Raw genomic sequence first — 19259 nt, 5'->3', positions numbered from 1 at the left:
AACGTACTTATCAATGCCCGTTGCCAACGCTTCGAATGAACGCCTCACCCGCTTCAAATACCCGTACCCGTTCAAGCGGCAGCGAACGTTATATGCCGCCCAGGTGGCAAACTGTGTGCAGGTTGTCGCGACGCAGAAGCCGGCGCTCTACAACGGACACCAACCTTGCTTTCCAGCCCGGAGTGCTGCGTGTATTGCGCGAAGGCCGACACACAGTTTGCCACCTAGGCGGCGGAAGACTGTCCGGCGCGGCGTGCTGGACGCGGATGTATGAAGGGGGTGAGGCGTACAGAGAGAGCGCTGGCAACGCAGGCGGGCCCGAGCGTTACCGTGCGAAGTACGGGGACGCTGGGGGCCCCTGGACAAACGTCAAGAGCTGGCGGTGTGAGCCGCTTTCTTTTGCCTACTTTTCTTTGCGGCGGCAAAGAAAAGTAGGTGCCGCCCCGCACAGGGGCGACGCCTGAAGCACGCTAACAATTCGCGGATGCCAGCGAAAGCGAAAGCGAAAGCAAAACACGGATGCCAGCGAAAAGACCAAACCCACCCCCAGCGTCGCAGACAAAAAAAAACCCAACACACCTCAAGGACCCACATGCCGCCCCCGGCCCTCCCCCCCGCCCTGGAATGCCGCTCGCTGAGTAAAGCCTACGCAACAAACCGCGTAGTCCTGTCCAGCCTGGACTTCAAACTGGCAGCAGGCGAATTCATCGCCATCATGGGCGACTCAGGCGTCGGCAAATCAACGCTATTGAACCTGATAGCGGGCCTGGACCGCGCCGATAGCGGCGAAGTGCTCATCGACGGCACGCCCGTCTCGACGCTGAACGACGATGCCGCCACCCGCCTGCGCCGCGAAAAACTCGGCTTCGTCTTTCAGGCGTTCCACGTGCTGCCGCATCTGACGCTCGCGCAAAACGTCGCGCTACCGTTACTGCTGAACGGCATCCCGCCGCAACGCGCACTCGACATGCTCGCCGCCGTCGGTCTGGAAGGACGCGGACACGATATGCCGCGCCAGCTATCGGGCGGCGAACTGCAGCGCGTCGCCATCGCTCGCGCACTCGTGCACCGTCCCACGCTGATCCTCGCCGACGAGCCCACAGGCAATCTCGACCCCGACACCGCGCATGAAGTGCTCGCGCTGCTGCGCGAAGAAACCAAAGCGAACGGCGCAGCAACGATGATGGTCACGCATTCGCAAGCAGCCGCCGCCGTCGCCGACCGCGTACTCATCCTGAGCGAAGGCAAACTGCACGCGATGCACGCAACATCGCCCCACGCCTCGCGCCAGAACCATGAATGACACAGCGTTCAGCGCAACCGCGCACCCCACGCGCCACGGACTGCGCACGCTCACGCGCTGGCTGCTAGCCGCCGAGTGGCACAGCCACAAAGGCCGCGCCCTGATCGCGATTGCGACCATCGCGCTCGGCGTCGCACTCGGCTACGCCGTGCAACTGATCAACAGCGCCGCGTTCAACGAATTCTCGGCGGCGACGCGCAGCCTGTCGGGCCAGGCTGACTTGCAGGTGCGCGGCGCACAGCCCACGTTCGATGAAAGCGCCTATCCACGACTCGCGACACAACCCGGCGTCGCGCTCGCCAGCCCCGTGCTCGAACTCGACGTGACCGTGCCGGATCGCACCGCGCCGCTGAAAGTGCTCGGCATCGACATGTTCCGCGCGAGCCGCATCGCGCCCGATCTGACGGGTGTGACGGACAGCAGCCGCCCGCTCGACGCCCTCGCCAGCGACGCCATCTTCCTCTCGCCCGCCGCGCAGCAATGGCTCGGCGTGCGCGCCGGCGAGACCGTGACGTTGCGCAGCGGTACGTCCGATGTGCATCTGCGCGTGGCGGGCAGCATCGTCAGGGCGCGGCCCGGGCAACGCATCGCGGTGATGGACATCGCGGCCGCACAATGGCGCTTCGCGCGCCTCGGCAAGCTGTCGCGCGTCGATCTGCAACTCGAACGCGGCGTCGATCGCGAACGGTTCAGGCGCGCGTTGCAGGACCAGCTCGGCAGCCGGTTCGCCGTGGGCGAAACGCGCGACGTAGAAAGCCGCACCGACCGGCTGTCGCGCGCCTACCGGATCAACATGAACGTGCTCGCGCTGGTCGCGCTGTTCACGGGCGCGTTTCTCGTATTCTCGACGCAGGCCCTCGGCGTGGTGCGCCGGCGCGCGCAGTTCGCGATGCTGCGCGTGCTCGGCCTCACGCGCACACAGTTGCTGCGGCAGATTCTGCTCGAAGGCGCGCTGCTCGGCACGCTCGGCTCGGCGGCGGGCATCGCGCTCGGCTTCGCGCTCGCCTATGTCGTGCTGCGCTTTTTCGGCAGCGATCTGGGCGGCGGCTACTTCCCCGGCGTTCAACCGACGGTCGGCTTCGAGCCGGTCGCCAGCGCGATTTTCGTCGTGCTCGGCATCGCCGTGTCGCTGCTCGGCAGTCTGGTGCCCGCGCTCGAAGCGGCGCGCGCCCATCCCGCGCCCGCGCTGAAAGCGGGCGGCGAGGAAGCCGCGCTCGGCAAGCTGTCGACGCCGTGGCCCGCGCTCGTCTGCATCGCTCTCGGCGTGGCGCTGACGCAGACGCCGCCCGTGTTCGACGTGCCGATTGCGGGCTATCTCGCGGTCGCGCTGCTGCTGATCGGCGGCATCGCGCTGATGCCGCGCGTCACGTCGCTGCTGTTTCGCGCGCTGAGCCGTCCGCTCGATGGAAGCGACACACGGCGCACCGCCGCGCCCGTCGTTGCGCTTGCGCTCGCGCGCCTCGCGAACGCGCCGGGCCAGGCATCGATTGCGATGGGCGGCGTGCTGTCGAGCTTCACATTGATCGTCGCGATGGCGATTATGGTGTCGAGCTTTCGCGTGTCGGTCGAAGACTGGCTTGCGCACCTGTTGTCCGCCGACGTCTATGTCCGCGTCGCGCCGAACGGCGACACGGGCGGGCTGAATCCCCAGCAGCAGGCAATGCTGGCCGCCACGCCCGGCATCCGCCACGCGGCGTTCGCGCGCACCTCGCAACTGGCGCTCGATCCGTCGCGACCGTCCGTTGCCCTGCTCGCGCGCGAAATCGATGCCGCCGATCCCGGTGCGAATCTGCAGATCACCGGGGCGATCCTGCCGCCGTCCGCGTTGCGCGCTGGCGAAACACCCGTGTGGGCGTCGGAAGCGATGGTCGATCTGTACGGCTATCACGTCGGTCAACGGCTGATGCTGCCGATCGGCGAGCACGGCGCCGTGTTCGTCGTCGCGGGCATCTGGCGCGACTACGTGCGGCAGACAGGCGCGCTGCAAATCCGTCTCGCCGATTACCGGCGCCTCACGGGTGACACCGGCGCTACCGACGCCGCCCTCACCCTGGAGCGCGGCGTGAGCGCCGGGCAGGCGATCACCGCGTTGCGCGCATTGCCGTTCGCCAGCGCACTCGACTTCGCGCAACCCGGCGACATCCGCGCACGCACGCTGACCATCTTCGACCGCAGCTTCGCCGTCACGTATCTGCTGGAGGCCGTCGCGATCGTGATCGGACTGTTCGGCGTCGCGGCGACGTTCTCGGCACAGACGCTGTCGCGCTCGCGCGAGTTCGGCATGCTGCGGCACGTGGGCGTGACGCGTGGACAGATTCTCGCGCTGCTCGCGATGGAAGGCGGGCTGCTCACCGCGCTCGGCATCGCGATGGGCTGCGTGCTCGGCTTTGCGATCAGCCTGATCCTCGTGTTCGTCGTCAACCCGCAGTCGTTTCACTGGAGCATGTCGCTGCATGTGCCGTGGACGCTGCTATCCGTGCTGGCGCTCGTGATGCTCGCGTCGTCGTGCACGACGGCCGTCGCGGCGGGCCGCCGCGCTGTCTCCATCGATGCCGTGCGCGCGGTCAGGGAGGACTGGTGATGCATGCCGCCCGTATTCTGTTGCTCGTGTTCGCGTGTCTGCTTCGCGGATCGGCGGGTTTCGCGGCCGAACCGCAATTCGCGGCCGTTGCGCCGGACAAGTCGATTGAACTGCCTCGCGACACGGGCGCGCATCCCGCGTTTCGCACCGAATGGTGGTACGCGACGGGCTGGCTGGAGACGCCCGATCATCAGCCGCTCGGCTTTCAGATCACCTTCTTCCGCTCAGCGACGGGGCATCCTGCGAGCGACCCGAGCGGGTTCGCGCCGACGCAGCTGATCATCGCGCACGCCGCGCTCAGCGATCCGCGACTCGGCCGGCTCGTGCACGACCAGAAGATCGCCCGGCAAGGCTTCGGCCTCGCCTACGCGAAGCCGGACAACACCGACGTCCGGCTCGATAGCTGGCGGATGGTCCGCGCGCCGGACGGCCACTACGACGTGAACGCCGACGCCGGCGGCTTCGCGTTGCATCTGACATTCACGCCGACCCAGGCGCCGCTCCTTCAGGGCGACCACGGCTACTCGCGCAAAGGACCGCTGCCGGAACAGGCGAGCTACTACTACAGCGAACCCCAATTGCGCGTGACGGGCAGCGTGACACGTCCATCCGCCGATGGCGCGAGCCGCGCGCCGGCGCCAACGTCCGTCACGGGCAGCGCATGGCTCGATCACGAATGGTCGAGCACATTGCTCGCGTCCGATGCCGTCGGCTGGGACTGGCTCGGCGCGAACCTGACGGGCGGCGCGGCGCTGATGGCGTTCAAGGTGCGCGCCGCCGATGGACACGCGGTCTGGGCGCACGCCGCGCTGCGCACGGCCGATGGACACGTCACGCAATACGGCCCCAGCGACGTCGACTTTTCGCCGACCCGCCAATGGCGTTCGCCGCGCACGAACACGCAATACCCGGTGGCGACCGTCGTACGTACGGGCGACACCCGCTGGCAACTGACGCCCTTGCTCGACGATCAGGAACTCGATTCGAGCGAATCGACGGGCGCGCTCTACTGGGAAGGCGCCGTCGCCATCAGCCGTGACGGGCAGCCAGCCGGGCACGGCTACCTCGAACTCACCGGCTACGGCAAAAAACTGTCGCTCGAACGGCGCTGACGCCCGCCCGGCGGGCATTTAGGGGTAAACCCTGAAATCTGGAAAAGTCACTTCCACCGGATGGGCTTAATCTTAAGCGGCTACTTACCTACACTTATTACAACTGATTGCGAACAGGGCTGTTCGCAAAGTCGAAAACAAAGTTGGAGGTTCATCATGAAGTCGCTGATCAAGGCTGTTGCCGTCGCTGCCGTGCTCGCTATCCCCGCCGTGTCGTTCGCCCAGTCGAACCAGCCTGTTACTCGCGCTCAGGTCCGCGCCGAGTTGGTTCAACTGGAACAGGCCGGCTATCGTCCGGGCGCAGGCACGGAAGCGCACTACCCCGATGAGATCCAGGCCGCGCAAGCGCGCGTGAACGCGCAGAACGGTGCGGCGAGCGGTTACGGCGGTGTCGCGAACGCATCGCAGGCGGGCCGCCCGGGCGTGTCGGCGGCGGACTGGAATGCGATGTACAACCATCCGTAAACCGCGTCGATACCCGCTTCACTTCGCCGCCCTTCTGGCATCTACTTCGGGCCCGCTGTCCCCGTAGCGGGCGCGATTCGCCACACCGCGTTGCCGACATCGTCGGCAACCAGCAGCGCGCCGCGCGCATCCAGCGCCACGCCGACGGGCCGCCCAACCGCGTGCCCGTCCGGCCTCAGGAATCCCGTCAGAAAATCTTCCGGTCCACCCGACGGCTTGCCATTCTCGAACGGCACGAAGATCACCTTGTAGCCCGCAAACGGCTTTCTGTTCCATGAGCCGTGCTGACCGACGAATGCGCCGCCACGGTAGCGGTCCGGAAACAGCCTGCCGTCATAAAACGCCAATCCGAGCGATGCCGTGTGATTGCCGAGCGCATAGTCCGGCGCGATGGCGCGCGCGACCATGTCCGGGTTCTGCGGCTTCACCCGCGAATCGACATGCTGGCCGTAATAGCTGAACGGGAAGCCATAGAACGCGCCGTCCTTCACCGACGTCATGTAGTCGGGCACGAGATTGTTGCCCAGTTCGTCGCGTTCGTTCACGGTCGTCCACAGCACGCCCGATTGAGGTTGCCACGCCATGCCGTTCGGATTGCGCAGGCCGGTTGCGTAAGGCCGCATCGTGCCGCTCGCGATATCGAATTCGAGGATGCGGGCGCGGTCGGCTTCCGCTTCGACGCCGTGCTCCGCTGCATTGCTGTTCGAGCCGACCGTGATGTAGAGCCGTTTGCCGTCGCGGCTCGCCAGAATATTTTTGGTCCAATGATGGTTGATCGGGCCGGCAGGCAGATCGGCGACCTTCACGCCCTGCGCGGCGATCCGTGTTTCGCCCGTGACGTAATCGAAGCGCAGCAACGCGTCGGTATCGGCGACATACAGCTGGTTGCCGATCAGCGCCATGCCGAACGGCGAATGCAGCTTGTCGATGAATACGCCTTGCGTTTCGGCGCTGCCGTCGCCGTCGGCGTCGCGCAGCAGCACGATCCGGTCGGGACTCGGCACGCCCGCGCCCGCGCGCTTCTGGAACTGCTTCGTGATCCAGCCGACGACGCCGCCGCCGTTGTCATGCGGCTGCGGTGTATTGGTCTCGGCCACCAGTACGTCGCCGTTCGGTAGCGTGTAGAGCCAGCGCGGATGCTGGAGATTCGCGGCGAATGGCGTCACGGCGAAACCGGGCGGCGCGGTGGGATGCGTGCCGGCGGCACGCGGTTCGACAGGCGCAATGTGGACCGTCGGGACAAGCGACTTGTCGGGCGCGGGCAGGGTTGGCGATGGGCCGAAACTCGCTTCTTCGGGCGTATTGGATGACGCCGCACAGGCGGCAAGCGGAACGACGCAAATCGCGATCAGGATGGGGCGAACGCGCATGGAATCTCCAGCGTCAGCGCAGCGGGAAAGGCGCAGGTGATAACTGCGCAGCAAATGTCTTGCCCGGTGCCGAGGATTCAACACCTGTGACGCGTGGAGATGGCGGCGCGGCGAGTGGAGTTCTCCACAGTTTCTGGTGACAAGCCTGTGAGTAACCTGGGCAAGACCGACGCAAGTCATTGACGCGATTCAGATTGCATCCGATGCATCCGCCTCGCGTCACTCGCGCACGCTTCCTCTGCGCGCGGATACGCCGCGAGGTTGTCCACAGTTTCCGTTCATAAGCCTGTGGGTATCCTGCGCAAGACTCACGCAACTCGTTGATGCCATTCAGATTGCACCCGATGCATCCGATGTCGCTCGCAACACGCCCCCGACGTTATCCACAGTTTTCGTTCATAACCCTGTGGACAACACCCGGACTCGCGCCTTATCCCCCTGACGCATCACGATTTTTCCTCACGACGCCCTCATGCAGCACGTCCGCTACTGCTGTGCATGCACGCGCTCCCGCACGCCTTCCAGCCGCTCCCGCACGAACCGGACATGCTCGCGCAACACATAGAATCCGTCTGCATAAGCAAGCGGCATCCGCAGCGTGTTCAGCGACGCCTCGATGCCGTCCAGCTCCGCAAGCAGCTTCGCGCGTTCTTCGTCCGAGGAGCTGCGCATCGCGTCGCGTTCGATCGCGATCAGCGCGCCGTAGTACCGGTAAATCCGCGAGCGCACACGCCAGGTGAACAGCGCAGGAATGAGCCGCAACGCGGGAATCAGCAGCACGGCGATCGGCAGCAGCAACACCAGCAAACGGTCGACCACCGTCGCGATCCAGAACGGCAGCGTCCGGTACAAAAAGCTCTTGCCCGATTTGTAGTAGCGCGTCGCATCCTCGCTGATGCGGAACTCGCGCGCGACGGAATTCGGAAACTGCCCTGCCTTCTGCAGCAGTCCCGCCGGCCCGTTCACTTCCTGCGCGGCTTCGATCAACAGATCGGATATCGCCGGATGCAGGTTCGAGCGCGCCACCAGTTCGACCGTCGGGCTGATCAGATGAAGCGGTTCGGGCGGAATGCGGCGCCTCAGATCGAGCAGACCAACAGGGAGATCGAGATTGTCCAGATACGGAAAGATCCGCGTATAGGCATCCGCTTCGTTGAAATTCATCACCGAGACGCCCGGAATGGTCAGCAGGCGCAGGATCATCGCGCGCGTGGTCGAGTCGCCGCTCAGCAGCGCCGCATCGATCTGGTTGGTCACGAGCGCTTTGGCGGCGTCGAGCCCGTCGAGCGGCAAGAGTGTCGTATCGCCGCCCGGCACGATGCCGTTCGCCTCGAGCAGTTCGAGCGACAGCATCCGCGTGCCGCTGCCTTCGCGGCCAATCGCGACCCGCTTGCCTTCCAGATCCGACAACTGCGACAGCCCCTTGCCGCGGTACACGACGATCAGCGGCACATACGACACCGTGCCGAGCGACATCAGCGACGTCGTATCCCGGCCCGCCGAGACGCCGCCCTGCACGAGCGCGACATCCACCCGCTGCTTCGGGTCGAGCAGCCGGTCGAGATTCTGTACGGAGCCATCGGATTCCAGCACGTTGAGCTTCACGCCATTGCGCCCGAGGATCTTGCGATACTCCTGCGCGTACTGCATGAACGAGCTGTCGTGCGGGCCGGCGCTGATCGTGATCGAGCGCGGCGGCGCGGGATCGACCAGCCATATCACGAGCCAGGCAAGCATCGCGAAGATCACCACGAACGGCAGAAACGACACGGCCAGATCGCGCCACACGGCATGGGTATGGTCGCGAACGACTCGCGGAAAATGCTGACGAACATTTTTCTTCATGGCCCGGCTCGCCTCCGAGATGCATCAGCGCCCATCGTAGCCGTCTCGCGCTGCTCTGTGGAGGACCTTCGCGCGCGCCCGCTTTTCATCCCCCTTGTCATGGGCCGTTGTCGGGCGATTCCGCCATCGACAACAAAATTGCCGCGAGCCCTTGCGCGATCGAAAGTGTGTCTCTATAATTCGCGCTCTTCGCTAGGCTCGTAGCTCAGCTGGTTAGAGCACCACCTTGACATGGTGGGGGTCGTTGGTTCGAGTCCAATCGAGCCTACCAACGAATATACGCAGTAAATGAAAGCGGCAAGCATCGTATGCTTGCCGCTTTTTTTTTGCGTTCCACGCCAACAAAAAAGCCGAAGGACACGCTTGTCCTTCGGCTTCCGTTCACCGTGCATCGCACTCGCGCGCAAGGCCCCGATGCATCCGCAACGGCTTCAGCGCGACATCATGTTCATGCTGACGTTGTGCATCACCCACACCGTCCCGAACACCAGGAACATCGCGGCCAGCACCGTATAGGCGAGCGCAAGCGTGTTCCAGCGCTGCCCGGATGTCGACACGCTCATGTGCAGGAAGAACACCAGATGCACGACGATCTGCACGACGGCGAGCGCCGCCAGCGCGAACGGCGCCGATGCGGCGGGGAGCCAGCCTTGCAGCACGATGCCGAACGCGGCGGCCGTCAACACCACGGCCAGCACGAACCCGATCACATATCCGCCGATACCGCCGTGCCCCGCTTCGCCATGAAGCGCATGGGAATTCGAGTGAGCCATTTAGATCGCGCTCCCGAGGTAGACAAAAGTAAACACGCAAATCCACACGACATCGAGGAAGTGCCAGAAAAGACTCAGACAGGTCAGCCTTGTGATTTCACGCTGGGTCAGTTGCGGCGCGCGCGCCACCTGCACGGCGAGCACGGCCATCCAGATCAGCCCCGTCGCGACGTGCAGGCCGTGCGTGCCGACCAGCACGAAGAACGACGACAGGAACGCGCTGCGCGACGGGCCCGCGCCTTCCGCGAGCAGATGCGAGAACTCGCTCAGTTCGAGCTTCAGGAACACGAGGCCAAGCACGAACGTGACCGCGAGCCAGCCGAGCACGGCGCGCGAGTTCCGCCCGCGTGCGGCGACCATCGCGAAGCCGTACGTGATGCTGCTCAACAGCAGCGCAGCCGTTTCGACGGCGACGCCGGGAATGTCGAACAGATCCTTCCCGGTCGGCCCGGCGTTGAACTGATGCGCCATCACGGCGAACACCGCGAATAGCGATGCGAACAGCACGCAGTCGGTCATCAGGTACAGCCAGAAGCCGAACACCGAATGCGATTCGCCATGATGGCCGTGGCCATCGACCTCGTTCAGGGTTGCGGCGTGAACTTTTTGCAGCATCACTCGACCTCCGCGAGCGCCGGCGACACTTCCACATGCTTCGGAAGCGGCGTGCGGCCTTTGTTTTCGATTGTCCGCACCACGTCGGACGGGATGAAATAACCGTCGTCGCGACCGAAGCTGCGGCCGATCAGGGTCGCCGCAATCGCCACCAGCGAGACGATCGCGAGCCACCAGATGTGCCACACGGCAGCGAACCCGAACGCGAGGCTGAACACGCCGATGAAGAAGCCTGCGCTCGTGTTCGACGGCATGTGAATGTCCTGATACGCCGCCTGAATCCCGAGGCCCTTGCCCGTTTCCTTCATGTGCGCGAACGCATCCAGTTCCTCTACGACGGGAATCGTCGCGAAGTTATAGACGGGCGGCGGCGACGAGATCGACCATTCGAGCGTGCGGCCGCCCCACGGATCGCCCGTGACGTCGCGATACTCCGGCTTGTTGCGATTGATGATGCTGACCACCACCTGCACGACCTGGAACACGACGCCGACCGCGATCAGCGCGGCGCCGCATGCCGCGACGATCATCAACGGCTGCCAGGCGGGATTGTCGTAGTGATTCAGACGACGCGTCGCACCCATGAAACCGAGCACGTACAGCGGGGTGAACGCCACAAAGAAACCGACGAACCAGCACCAGAATGCGCTCTTGCCGAGCTTGTCGTTGAGCTTGAAGCCGAACACCTTCGGGAACCAGTAGCTGAACCCGGCCAGATAGCCGAACACCACACCGCCGATAATCGTGTTGTGGAAGTGCGCGACGAGGAACAGCGAGTTATGCAGTACGAAGTCCGCACCCGGGATCGCGAGCATCACGCCCGTCATGCCGCCGATCGTGAAGGTGACCATGAAGCCGATCGTCCACAGCACGGGCGCCGTGAATTCGAGGCGGCCGCGATAGATCGTGAAGAGCCAGTTGAAGATTTTCACGCCCGTCGGAATGGCGATGATCATCGTCGCGATACCGAAGAACGCATTGACGTCGGCGCCCGAGCCCATCGTGAAGAAGTGGTGCGCCCACACGAGGAACGCCAGCACCATGATTGCGCAGCTCGCATACACCATCGTCTTGTAGCCGAACAGCGGCTTCTTCGCGAACGTCGAAATCACTTCCGAGTAGATGCCGAACGCGGGCAGAACCAGGATGTACACCTCCGGATGTCCCCAGGCCCAGATCAGGTTCAGATAGAGCATGGCGTTGCCGCCGGCTTCGTTCGTGAAGAAGTGCATGTCCGCGTAACGGTCGAGGCCGAGCAGCGCCAGCGCGATGGTCAGGATCGGGAACGTCGCCATGATCAGCACGTTCGAGCACAACGCCGTCCACGTGAACACGGGCATCTTCATCAGCGTCATGCCGGGCGCGCGCATCTTGACGATCGTCACGAAGAAGTTGATCGCCGTGATCAGCGTGCCGACACCGGAGAGTTCCAGCGCCCAGATGTAGTAATCGACGCCCACGCCCGGGCTGAACTGCAACTCGGACAGCGGCGGGTACGCGAGCCAGCCGACCTGTGCGAACTCGCCGATCACCAGCGAGATGTTCATCAGGATCGCGCTGATCGCCGTCATCCAGAACGACAGCGAATTCAGGAACGGGAACGCGACATCGCGCGCGCCGATCTGCAACGGCACGACGATATTGAAGAGTCCCACCATCAGCGCCATCGCCATGAAGAAGATCATGATGACGCCGTGCGCGGTGAAAATCTGGTCATAGTGATGCGGCGGCAGATAACCCGTCGCGCCGCCGCTCGCGAGCGCGAGTTGCAGCCGCATCATCACGGCGTCGGCGAAACCGCGCAGCAGCATCAGCACGGCGACGACGATATACATCACGCCAATGCGCTTGTGATCGACGGACGTGAGCCATTCCGTCCACAACCAGCGCCATTTTTTCAGGCGCGTAACGAGCACGACGACGGCCAGCACGATCAGCCCCATCAGGGCGGCCGCGCCCATGATGATCGGCTGGTCGAACGGAATCGCCTCTAAAGTCAGATTGCCGAACATGGGTTACTCCTTCGAAGTGTTCGTGATGCAGTTGGCGTCACGGAAATCGACGACATGCCCGCTGTTGTATTTCGCGATGACGTTGCGGAACAGCTTCGGGTCGACCGCGGAGAAATAGCGCACCGGGTCTTTCTCGCTCGGCTTCGCCACCGCGTAGTACCCGTCCATGTCGAGCCGTTCCGGCGATGCCTTCACCTTCTGCACCCAGGCGTTGAAATCGGCGGCGCTCACGGCGAGCGTGCGGAACTTCATGTCCGAGAAGCCCTTGCCGCTGAAATTCGCCGACACGCCTGCGTAGTCTCCCGGTTCATCTGCGACCAGATGCACGCGCGTCTGCATGCCCGCCATCGCGTAAACCTGCGTGCCGAGTTGCGGGATGAAGAACGAGTTCATCACCGAATCCGACGTGATGTGGAAATTGACGGGCGTGCCGACGGGCATCGCCAGCTGGTTCACCGACGCGATGCCCAGATCGGGATAAATGAACAGCCACTTCCAGTCGAGCGCCACGACTTCGACGTCGATCGGCTTCACGCTGGATTCGAGCGGCTTGTACGGATCGAGCTCGTGCGTGGTCCGCCATGTCAGGATGCCGAGGTACAGGATGATCAGCGCAGGGATCGTCCACACCACGACTTCGATTGCAGTTGAGTGCGCCCACTTCGGCGCGTACACCGCGCTTTTGTTCGACGCGCGGTAGCGCCACGCAAAAAGCAACGTCAACAGAATGACAGGCACGACGACGAGCAGCATCGCCCACGTCGCTGTCGCGATCAGCGACTTCTCGGCGACGCCGACGCTGCCCTTCGGGTCGAGCACTTCAAGTTGACATCCCGTGAGAAACGCGGTCAGACCGATGCTGACCGGTAAGAGACAAGCTCTTAAGGTTTTTCTGGCTAACATGTTTGCCCAATAATCGTTGAACCACGCTGAACACGTGTGGGGTTTGCAAGGCAAAGCGCACAAGGTCCTATGTGCCCCGCGATTCTATGGACGCACGGCGTTTGAAATCCTGATCCGCGTCAAGGACGCGGCACGAAGGACGGTGATAGATGTGCGACCGGATGTCACACGGTCTGGAACTGGCGGGTGCTTTAGTTTTTCTTCTGTCCGCACGCTCGCCGTTGCTGCAAGGAAGCTGTCAGGCGAGTCTGTCGACGAGCCGCCCGATCGCCGAATGGATGCGGGCGGCTAATGTGAATTACGCTTGCTCCGCCTGTTCGCTGTCGCCTGCGCCGTCTTGCGTCTTGCGCTCGATCAGTGCCTCGAGCGCGCCAGCGCCCTTGAAGCCAGCGACTGCCGCCATGCCCTTCGTCAACAACGACGCATTCGGGTCCGCCTTCTCCAGTGCTTCGACGGCTGCAGCCGCGCCGGCTATCTCGCCCAGTGTGCCGGGAATGCTCATGTCGGCTCCTTAGCTCGCCAGGTCGGCGGGCAGCTTGCCGCCATTCGCGGCGAGCGCCGTCATCAGCTGCTTGTGCAGCCAGATGTTCATCGAAGCCGAATCGTTCGTGTCGCCGCCGTACTTCAATTCACCCGCCAGTTGCCTGCGATGCTCCAGGCTGCTGTCGACGTCGAGCAGCTTCATCAGATCGACGATCGAACGACGCCAGTCGAGTTTTTGCGGGTTCGCCGCCGCCAGCTGGTCCATCACGGCCGCGACGTCGACGTCCGCCAGCGCCGTCGAGACAGGCGCGACGGGCGCGCCAGCCGATGCGTCCGCAGGAGCCGGGGCGATGGGTTCGGCGGGCAGGGGCTCAGCCGGTTTGGCCTTGCCGAAAATCTTGCTGACGATGCTTCCGAAGATGCTCATGTTGCGGGTCCTTCCTTTTCAAGTGGATAACGAGAGACTGCACAACGCCGTCCGCCTTCAGGTGCCTGAACTCGCGGGCGACGCTGTTTCCGACCAACGCCATTTGATCCGAACTGTCGACCTTTGCGTGCTGTCGGACGCAAGTTTTCACGTTTGTTCTCACTTCGGTGCGTCCGCGCGACAACTCCGTGTCAAATTTTGAAAAACTTTGCATGCCTTATCAACGTTCCGCTCTATTTGATGAAAAATCCCGGTCTGACTCGGTTTTTCCTTTTCTCCAACAAGGCCATCAAGATCATGAAAAAACTGTTGACCGTCGCAGCCTGCGCCCTCTCCCTGTCGATGCTCGCCGCGTGCGGCGGGCTCGACCGCAACAAGGAAGAGGCGCTGAACCAGCAAGCCGGGATCGAAGTAACGCAGACCAAGGAAGGCGTGCAGGTTCGTCTGCCTGAGAAGGTCCTGTTCAACTTCAACGAATCGAGCTTGCGTCCCGACGCGGGCCCCGCTATTGCCCGCGTGGTGGTCGTGCTGAGCCGCACGCAAAAGCCAATGATCGTCGAAGGCCATACGGATAACGTCGGTACGCGTGAATACAACCAGCAGTTGTCCGAAGCGCGCGCGAAATCGGTTGCGAATGAACTGGAGCGCCGCGGCATCAGCGCGTCGCGCATCACACTGGTCGGCTACGCGTTCGATCGCCCCGTGGCGGACAACGACACGCCCGAAGGCCGTGCGCGAAACCGGCGTACCGAGATTGTCGTCAAGGGCGAATCCCTCGAAGCCGTGATGGGCAAGTAACCGTTCGTCGTACTGGGTCAGGTGTCGTTCGACGGCGCCTGACTGCCGCCGGTTCGGCGTTGCGCGCATGTAGAGATTTGTCAAAGCGCCGCCGTGGCTGTCGCATGCGGTCAACCCGAACTTTTTGAGACCGTTAGACCTGCTTCTTTTGCTAACTCATGGTCTGTCGTGTCAACCGTTCGTCTTTTTGGATTACTAGGAATTTTCGGATTATTTGCCGGTTGCGCGCAGATGCCGTCCGAGCATCAGGCTTCGAGCACGACAGGCATCGTGTCGACGCCCATCGCACCCGTCGACGCCGACAGCGTGTCGGATAACGCCCCGGCCCAAGCTCAGATCGTCGCGCTGCGGCCAGCCGGCGACGCGCTGCAAACGGGCCAAGCATCATGGTATGCGCGCAAGTTCGAAGGGCGCCGCACCGCCAATGGCGAACGTTACAACGGCCAAGCGTTGACGGCTGCGCATCGTACGTTGCCGTTCGGCACTTATGTGCGCGTGACGTCGCTGTCCACTGCGAAGACGGTGGTAGTTCGCATCAACGATCGCGGCCCGTTCGTGAAGGGACGCGTCATCGATTTGTCCTATGCGGCGGCGAGTGCACTCGGCCTGACGCGAGCACCGTCGATGAACGTGCAGATCGAACGCGTCGAAAAGCAGGCAGACACGCGAACGGCATCCGGTGGATCGGAATCTTGAACCGGGAGACGGCGATAGCTCATGCACACGCGTCGAGAAGGAAGAAAACCGGCGTAGTCGCGCGGCATATCGCAATGGCCACGTGCATCGTCGCCTGGTGTGCTTCCGACGCTTTCGCCGCACAACTCAAGCCCGATACGCTCCTGGCAGAGAGCGCAGCGCACCGCCCGGCGACGCAGACGCTCAAAAAGCCCAAAGCTGCTCAAAAGGCGTCAAAGCCCTCGCACAAGACCCGCCGTAGAGCGAAAGCGGCTCGCCGCCCAGACGTGTTTTACCGCTGGTCCGACGAACAGTTGATGTTGGGCGGCGTCAGCCCATCTCAAATCGGCAAACGCGACGTGGCCGCAAACGGTAAGCAGACAAGCAAAGGCGCGGCCTCAGCAAAATAGACGCCGCGCCCGTCACCCGGTCTCAAATAGAACCGCCGCCGTACCTCACGACATCAAGCAGCGCCTTCTTCCTGTCCTGATAGTGATATAGGCTGATCGCGCCTTCCTTCATGTCGCCATGCGCGTCGAAAGCGATATGTCCGATCACGCCGTTGTAGTCGGACGTCGGCATCGCGGCAAGCACCTTCGCGGCGTCAGTGGTGTTGGCCCGCTTCATTGCGTCGACGACCAGGTACACAGCGTCGTAGGCGAACGGAGCGTTGAAGAGAATCGGACCGTTGAAACGCGCCTCGAAGCGCTTTTCGAACTCGGCACCCTGCGGCATGCGCGATACCGCAAGACTTGCTTCGGAACAAACGAGATTGCTCACGGCGTCGCCCGCAAGCTCCGCTACTTTTTCCGTGCACGCTCCGTCGCCGCTCAGAACTTTCGCGCTCAAGCCAAGCGCCGCCGCCTGACGAATGAACGGGCCGACCGTCGAATCCATCCCCCCGAACATGATGACATCCGGATGCGCGCTCTTGATGGAGGTGAGAATGGCGCGGAAGTCGGTGGACTTGTCGGTCGTGGCCTCGCGCGCGACGACGCGCCCGCCGCCCGCCTGCGCCGCCTTCGCGAACTCGTCGGCGAGGCCTTTGCCGTAGGCCGTTGCATCGTCGACGACGGCAATGGTCCTGGCGTTCAACGACTTGAGCGCATAACCGCCGAGCGCGGGCCCTTGCTGCGCATCCGTCGCGACCACGCGATACGCGCTTCTGTAACCCTGTTTTGTGTACTCGGGATTGGTCGACGACGGCGAAATCTCCGCGATGTTCGCTTCGTTATAGATGCGCGACGCGGGAATCGACACGCCCGAGTTCAGGTGGCCGATCACCGCGACGACATGCTCGTCGACGAACTTCTGCGCGATCTGCGTGCCCGTCTTTGGATCGGCCGCGTCGTCTTCGCCGTCGAGTTCGAGACGCACCTTCTGCCCGGCGATCACGAGTCCCGTCTCGTTGATTTCCTCCACAGCGAGCCGCGCGCCGTTCTCGTTGTCCTTGCCGAGATGGCTGCTGCCGCCCGTGAGCGGCCCCGCGTGACCGATCGTCACCACCTGCTCCGCTGCACCGCCGTTGCGTTGCGCGGCTTCGTGCGATGGCGGCTCTTTCTTGCCACACCCCATCAGCGTCAAGCTGGTCAGCGAGACACCGACCACGGTCAGTTTTGCCAGATTGTTCACCGCTTTCTCCTCCATGATTGTTTGAGCTTCAATCCACCCTCATTCGATTCGCATTCCGAATGGATAGTCAAAAACGGTAGCACAGCGGAAACGTCTGGATTGTAAAGATTGGTCAAGCGAATTTGACGATTTGCGGCACTTTCCTTGACACACTTTGACGCGTCACACGGGCATTCCAATGGACAATCCCATGCGCGCGAAGCGCATTGAACTCACCAATCAACCGGAATCAAAACAACCATGAACAGAATTTCTGCCGCTGTGCTCGTTTCGCTGCTGGCCGTTGCAGGCGTCGCCTCGGCGCAAACTTCCAGCGACGGCATCGTGACGACCCACGACAGCAACGTCGCCGCCCAGATCGAGCAGCACGCTCGCGACATCCAGGCGCGGCCCGATACCCAGCACAACGTCGACGCTCCTGCCGAAAAGACCGCGCAGAAATCCGCGCACCAGCATCACGGCCACGGGAAGACGGCAAAATCGAAGCAGGTGCATACGCCCGCCGCCAGCCAGTAAGCGCGGCGCACAACGACAAACGGGCTAGCCGAAGCTAGCCCGTTTGCTTTTGCAGCGAACCCAACACCCGTCGATCAGGCCTCGGCCAGTTCCGCTGCCTGCGCGTCTTCGAGATCTTCGACGCTGGTGCGGATCAGATGATCGAACGCGGCCAGCGATGCCTTCGCGCCCTCGCCCACGGCGATCACGATCTGCTTGAACGGCACCGTGGTCACGTCGCCAGCGGCGAACACGCCCGGCACCGACGTCGCGCCCTTCGCATCGACGACGATCTCGCCGTGCTTCGACAGCTCGACCGTGCCCTTCAGCCATTCGGTGTTCGGCACCAGGCCGATCTGCACGAACACGCCTTCGAGCTCGACATGCTTCGGCTCGCCCGACGCACGGTCCGTGTAGGTCAGACCGTTGACCTTCTTGCCGTCGCCCGTGATTTCCGTCGTCTGCGCCTGGGTGATGACCGTCACGTTAGCGAGGCTGCGCAGCTTGCGTTGCAGCACTTCGTCGGCGCGCAGTTGTGCGCCGAATTCGATCAGCGTCACGTGGCTCACGACACCCGCCAGATCGATCGCCGCTTCGACGCCCGAATTGCCGCCGCCGACCACCGCGACGCGCTTGCCCTTGAACAACGGGCCATCGCAGTGCGGGCAGTACGCCACGCCATGGTTGCGGTACTCGCGCTCGCCCGGCACGTTGATCTCGCGCCAGCGCGCGCCCGTCGCCAGCACGATCGTCTTCGCCTTCAGCACTGCGCCGCTCGCGAGGCGCACTTCGTTGATCTTGCCGGGAATCAGCGCTTCCGCGCGCTGCACGTCCATCACATCGACTTCGTAGCTCTTCACGTGCTGCTCGAGCGCCGTGGCGAACTTCGGCCCTTCCGTTTCCTGCACGGAGACGAAGTTTTCGATTGCGAGCGTGTCGAGCACCTGGCCGCCGAAGCGTTCCGCCACGACACCCGTGGCAATCCCCTTGCGCGCCGAGTAGATCGCAGCCGCCGCGCCAGCAGGACCGCCGCCGACGATCAGCACGTCGAACACCGGCTTCTTCTCCAGTTCCTTCGCGGCGCGCGCACCGGCGTTGGTGTCGAGCTTCGCGAGGATTTCCTTCACGCCGCTGCGGCCCTGGCCGAACACTTCACCGTTCAGGAACATGGTCGGCACAGCCATGATCTGGCGTGACTCGACTTCGTTCTGGAACAGCGCGCCGTCGATCGCCACGTGCTGGATGCGCGGGTTGATCAGCGCCATGATGTTGAGCGCCTGCACGACTTCCGGGCAGTTCTGGCACGACAGCGAGAAATACGTCTCGAACGCGTAATCGCCGTCCAGTTCGCGGATCTGCTGGATCACGGCGTCGTCGAGCTTGATCGGGTGGCCGCCCGTTTGCAGCAGCGCCAGCACCAGCGACGTGAACTCATGACCCATCGGAATGCCTGCGAAGCGGATGCCCGCGGCCTTGCCCGGCTCGCCGATCGAAAAGGACGGCTTGCGCTCGTCGTCGCCGCGGCGCTCGATCACGCTGACGCGCTCCGACAGCGTTGCGATGTCGTTGAGCAGCGCGAGCATTTCCTGCGACTTCGCGCTGTCGTCGACAGAGGCGACGATCTCGATGGGACGGCTGACTTTCTCGAGGTAGGCTTTGAGTTGGGTCTTCAGATTCGCGTCGAGCATGATTTTTCGAGTCCGTGGCGAGATGGAGATGAGAGGTTCGATTCGCGCCATGCGTTACGACGAACGCGGCGCGTAAGGCAGT

General features: G+C 63.4%; 18 protein-coding genes and 1 tRNA gene. 9 read left to right on the top strand and 10 right to left on the bottom strand.

The genetic code is table 11. The features are described from left to right. The first annotated feature begins 592 nt into the window (after window positions 1-592). The 4 genes from C2L66_RS19510 (at window position 593) to C2L66_RS19495 (ending at window position 5461) form a co-directional block, all read left to right on the top strand. The gene (locus C2L66_RS19510) at window positions 593-1303 is read left to right on the top strand and encodes an ABC transporter ATP-binding protein (protein WP_054932612.1); all 711 of its coding nucleotides are present in this window, start codon (window positions 593-595) and stop codon (window positions 1301-1303) included. Further along, window positions 1296-3884 (top strand): FtsX-like permease family protein, encoded by a 2589-nt coding sequence (locus C2L66_RS19505; protein ID WP_060603621.1) that lies wholly within the window; start codon window positions 1296-1298, stop codon window positions 3882-3884. Before C2L66_RS19510 ends, C2L66_RS19505 begins: the two co-directional genes overlap by 8 nt. Then, window positions 3884-4996 (top strand): lipocalin-like domain-containing protein, encoded by a 1113-nt coding sequence (locus tag C2L66_RS19500; protein ID WP_060603623.1) that lies wholly within the window; start codon window positions 3884-3886, stop codon window positions 4994-4996. The genes C2L66_RS19505 and C2L66_RS19500 overlap by 1 nt, the downstream gene beginning before the upstream one ends. A gap of 156 nt (window positions 4997-5152) precedes the next feature. Next, window positions 5153-5461, top strand: a complete 309-nt coding sequence (locus C2L66_RS19495) for a DUF4148 domain-containing protein (protein ID WP_060603624.1) — start codon at window positions 5153-5155, stop codon at window positions 5459-5461. A gap of 41 nt (window positions 5462-5502) precedes the next feature. On the opposite strand, the gene C2L66_RS19490 is transcribed toward C2L66_RS19495, so the two are convergent. Further along, window positions 5503-6831: a PQQ-dependent sugar dehydrogenase gene (locus C2L66_RS19490; RefSeq protein WP_060603628.1), complete on the bottom strand. Its 1329-nt coding sequence runs from the start codon at window positions 6829-6831 to the stop codon at window positions 5503-5505. Window positions 6832-7317: 486 nt separating this feature from the next. Next, the gene (locus C2L66_RS19485) at window positions 7318-8676 is read right to left on the bottom strand and encodes a TAXI family TRAP transporter solute-binding subunit (protein WP_060603631.1); all 1359 of its coding nucleotides are present in this window, start codon (window positions 8674-8676) and stop codon (window positions 7318-7320) included. Between the two features lie 194 nt (window positions 8677-8870). Between C2L66_RS19485 and C2L66_RS19480 the strand changes: the two genes are divergently transcribed. Next, window positions 8871-8947, top strand: a tRNA-Val gene (locus tag C2L66_RS19480). A 160-nt stretch (window positions 8948-9107) separates the two neighbouring features. Here C2L66_RS19480 and cyoD read toward each other — a convergent pair. The 6 genes from cyoD to C2L66_RS19450 all read right to left on the bottom strand — a co-directional run bounded on the left by cyoD (window position 9108) and on the right by C2L66_RS19450 (window position 13889). Next, window positions 9108-9449, bottom strand: coding sequence for a cytochrome o ubiquinol oxidase subunit IV (gene cyoD, locus C2L66_RS19475; protein WP_009770506.1), 342 nt, complete (start codon window positions 9447-9449; stop codon window positions 9108-9110). Next, window positions 9450-10064 carry a cytochrome o ubiquinol oxidase subunit III gene (gene cyoC, locus C2L66_RS19470; RefSeq protein ID WP_054932618.1) on the bottom strand — a complete coding sequence of 205 codons (615 nt, stop codon included), beginning with the start codon at window positions 10062-10064 and terminating at the stop codon, window positions 9450-9452. Further along, a complete protein-coding gene (gene cyoB / locus C2L66_RS19465; RefSeq protein WP_060603634.1) occupies window positions 10064-12076 on the bottom strand; it encodes a cytochrome o ubiquinol oxidase subunit I in 2013 nt (670 codons plus the stop codon). The genes cyoC and cyoB overlap by 1 nt, the downstream gene beginning before the upstream one ends. A 3-nt stretch (window positions 12077-12079) precedes the next feature. Then, entirely contained in the window at window positions 12080-12979 is a 900-nt protein-coding gene (gene cyoA, locus C2L66_RS19460) for a ubiquinol oxidase subunit II (protein WP_054932620.1), read from the bottom strand. 298 nt (window positions 12980-13277) lie between these two features. Continuing rightward, entirely contained in the window at window positions 13278-13481 is a 204-nt protein-coding gene (locus tag C2L66_RS19455; RefSeq protein WP_060603637.1) for a hypothetical protein, read from the bottom strand. 9 nt (window positions 13482-13490) lie between these two features. Continuing rightward, on the bottom strand, window positions 13491-13889 hold the full coding sequence (locus C2L66_RS19450) for a DUF3597 domain-containing protein (protein WP_054932622.1): 399 nt from the start codon (window positions 13887-13889) through the stop codon (window positions 13491-13493). Window positions 13890-14186: 297 nt separating this feature from the next. On the opposite strand from C2L66_RS19450, the gene C2L66_RS19445 reads away from it, so the two are divergent. From C2L66_RS19445 to C2L66_RS19435, 3 genes are all read left to right on the top strand, one after another. Beyond that, window positions 14187-14687, top strand: coding sequence for an OmpA family protein (locus C2L66_RS19445; RefSeq protein WP_054932630.1), 501 nt, complete (start codon window positions 14187-14189; stop codon window positions 14685-14687). 231 nt (window positions 14688-14918) lie between these two features. Next, a complete protein-coding gene (locus C2L66_RS19440) occupies window positions 14919-15383 on the top strand; it encodes a septal ring lytic transglycosylase RlpA family protein (protein WP_409372627.1) in 465 nt (154 codons plus the stop codon). A gap of 74 nt (window positions 15384-15457) precedes the next feature. Then, the gene (locus C2L66_RS19435) at window positions 15458-15772 is read left to right on the top strand and encodes a hypothetical protein (protein ID WP_060603642.1); all 315 of its coding nucleotides are present in this window, start codon (window positions 15458-15460) and stop codon (window positions 15770-15772) included. Window positions 15773-15794: 22 nt separating this feature from the next. Here the strand turns inward: C2L66_RS19435 and C2L66_RS19430 are convergent, their stop codons facing one another. Then, entirely contained in the window at window positions 15795-17009 is a 1215-nt protein-coding gene (locus tag C2L66_RS19430; RefSeq protein WP_409372626.1) for a branched-chain amino acid ABC transporter substrate-binding protein, read from the bottom strand. A 225-nt stretch (window positions 17010-17234) separates the two neighbouring features. On the opposite strand from C2L66_RS19430, the gene C2L66_RS19425 reads away from it, so the two are divergent. Next, window positions 17235-17510, top strand: coding sequence for a hypothetical protein (locus C2L66_RS19425; protein WP_060603646.1), 276 nt, complete (start codon window positions 17235-17237; stop codon window positions 17508-17510). A 74-nt stretch (window positions 17511-17584) separates the two neighbouring features. Here the strand turns inward: C2L66_RS19425 and ahpF are convergent, their stop codons facing one another. Beyond that, window positions 17585-19177, bottom strand: a complete 1593-nt coding sequence (ahpF, locus tag C2L66_RS19420; protein ID WP_054932627.1) for an alkyl hydroperoxide reductase subunit F — start codon at window positions 19175-19177, stop codon at window positions 17585-17587. Window positions 19178-19259: the final 82 nt, after the last annotated feature.

Origin of the sequence: Paraburkholderia caribensis (genome assembly GCF_002902945.1) — a bacterium.
Classification (GTDB): Bacteria; Pseudomonadota; Gammaproteobacteria; order Burkholderiales; family Burkholderiaceae; genus Paraburkholderia; species Paraburkholderia caribensis.
The sequence above is the reverse complement of the archived record's forward strand: the minus strand, read 5'-3'. Positions and strand labels throughout refer to the sequence as shown.

Excerpts from the sequence above, each read along its gene's own strand:
- C2L66_RS19435 (WP_060603642.1), top strand. The coding sequence starts at position 15,458 with ATGGCCACGTGCATCGTCGCCTGGTGTGCTTCCGACGCTTTCGCCGCA.
- C2L66_RS19485 (WP_060603631.1), bottom strand. The coding sequence starts at position 8,676 with ATGAAGAAAAATGTTCGTCAGCATTTTCCGCGAGTCGTTCGCGACCAT.
- C2L66_RS19455 (WP_060603637.1), bottom strand. The coding sequence starts at position 13,481 with ATGAGCATTCCCGGCACACTGGGCGAGATAGCCGGCGCGGCTGCAGCC.
- C2L66_RS19445 (WP_054932630.1), top strand. The coding sequence starts at position 14,187 with ATGAAAAAACTGTTGACCGTCGCAGCCTGCGCCCTCTCCCTGTCGATG.
- cyoA (WP_054932620.1), bottom strand. The coding sequence starts at position 12,979 with ATGTTAGCCAGAAAAACCTTAAGAGCTTGTCTCTTACCGGTCAGCATC.
- cyoD (WP_009770506.1), bottom strand. The coding sequence starts at position 9,449 with ATGGCTCACTCGAATTCCCATGCGCTTCATGGCGAAGCGGGGCACGGC.
- C2L66_RS19510 (WP_054932612.1), top strand. The coding sequence starts at position 593 with ATGCCGCCCCCGGCCCTCCCCCCCGCCCTGGAATGCCGCTCGCTGAGT.
- C2L66_RS19495 (WP_060603624.1), top strand. The coding sequence starts at position 5,153 with ATGAAGTCGCTGATCAAGGCTGTTGCCGTCGCTGCCGTGCTCGCTATC.
- C2L66_RS19450 (WP_054932622.1), bottom strand. The coding sequence starts at position 13,889 with ATGAGCATCTTCGGAAGCATCGTCAGCAAGATTTTCGGCAAGGCCAAA.
- C2L66_RS19425 (WP_060603646.1), top strand. The coding sequence starts at position 17,235 with ATGAACAGAATTTCTGCCGCTGTGCTCGTTTCGCTGCTGGCCGTTGCA.
- C2L66_RS19505 (WP_060603621.1), top strand. The coding sequence starts at position 1,296 with ATGAATGACACAGCGTTCAGCGCAACCGCGCACCCCACGCGCCACGGA.
- cyoB (WP_060603634.1), bottom strand. The coding sequence starts at position 12,076 with ATGTTCGGCAATCTGACTTTAGAGGCGATTCCGTTCGACCAGCCGATC.
- C2L66_RS19490 (WP_060603628.1), bottom strand. The coding sequence starts at position 6,831 with ATGCGCGTTCGCCCCATCCTGATCGCGATTTGCGTCGTTCCGCTTGCC.
- C2L66_RS19500 (WP_060603623.1), top strand. The coding sequence starts at position 3,884 with ATGCATGCCGCCCGTATTCTGTTGCTCGTGTTCGCGTGTCTGCTTCGC.
- ahpF (WP_054932627.1), bottom strand. The coding sequence starts at position 19,177 with ATGCTCGACGCGAATCTGAAGACCCAACTCAAAGCCTACCTCGAGAAA.
- C2L66_RS19440 (WP_409372627.1), top strand. The coding sequence starts at position 14,919 with ATGCCGTCCGAGCATCAGGCTTCGAGCACGACAGGCATCGTGTCGACG.
- C2L66_RS19430 (WP_409372626.1), bottom strand. The coding sequence starts at position 17,009 with ATGGAGGAGAAAGCGGTGAACAATCTGGCAAAACTGACCGTGGTCGGT.
- cyoC (WP_054932618.1), bottom strand. The coding sequence starts at position 10,064 with ATGCTGCAAAAAGTTCACGCCGCAACCCTGAACGAGGTCGATGGCCAC.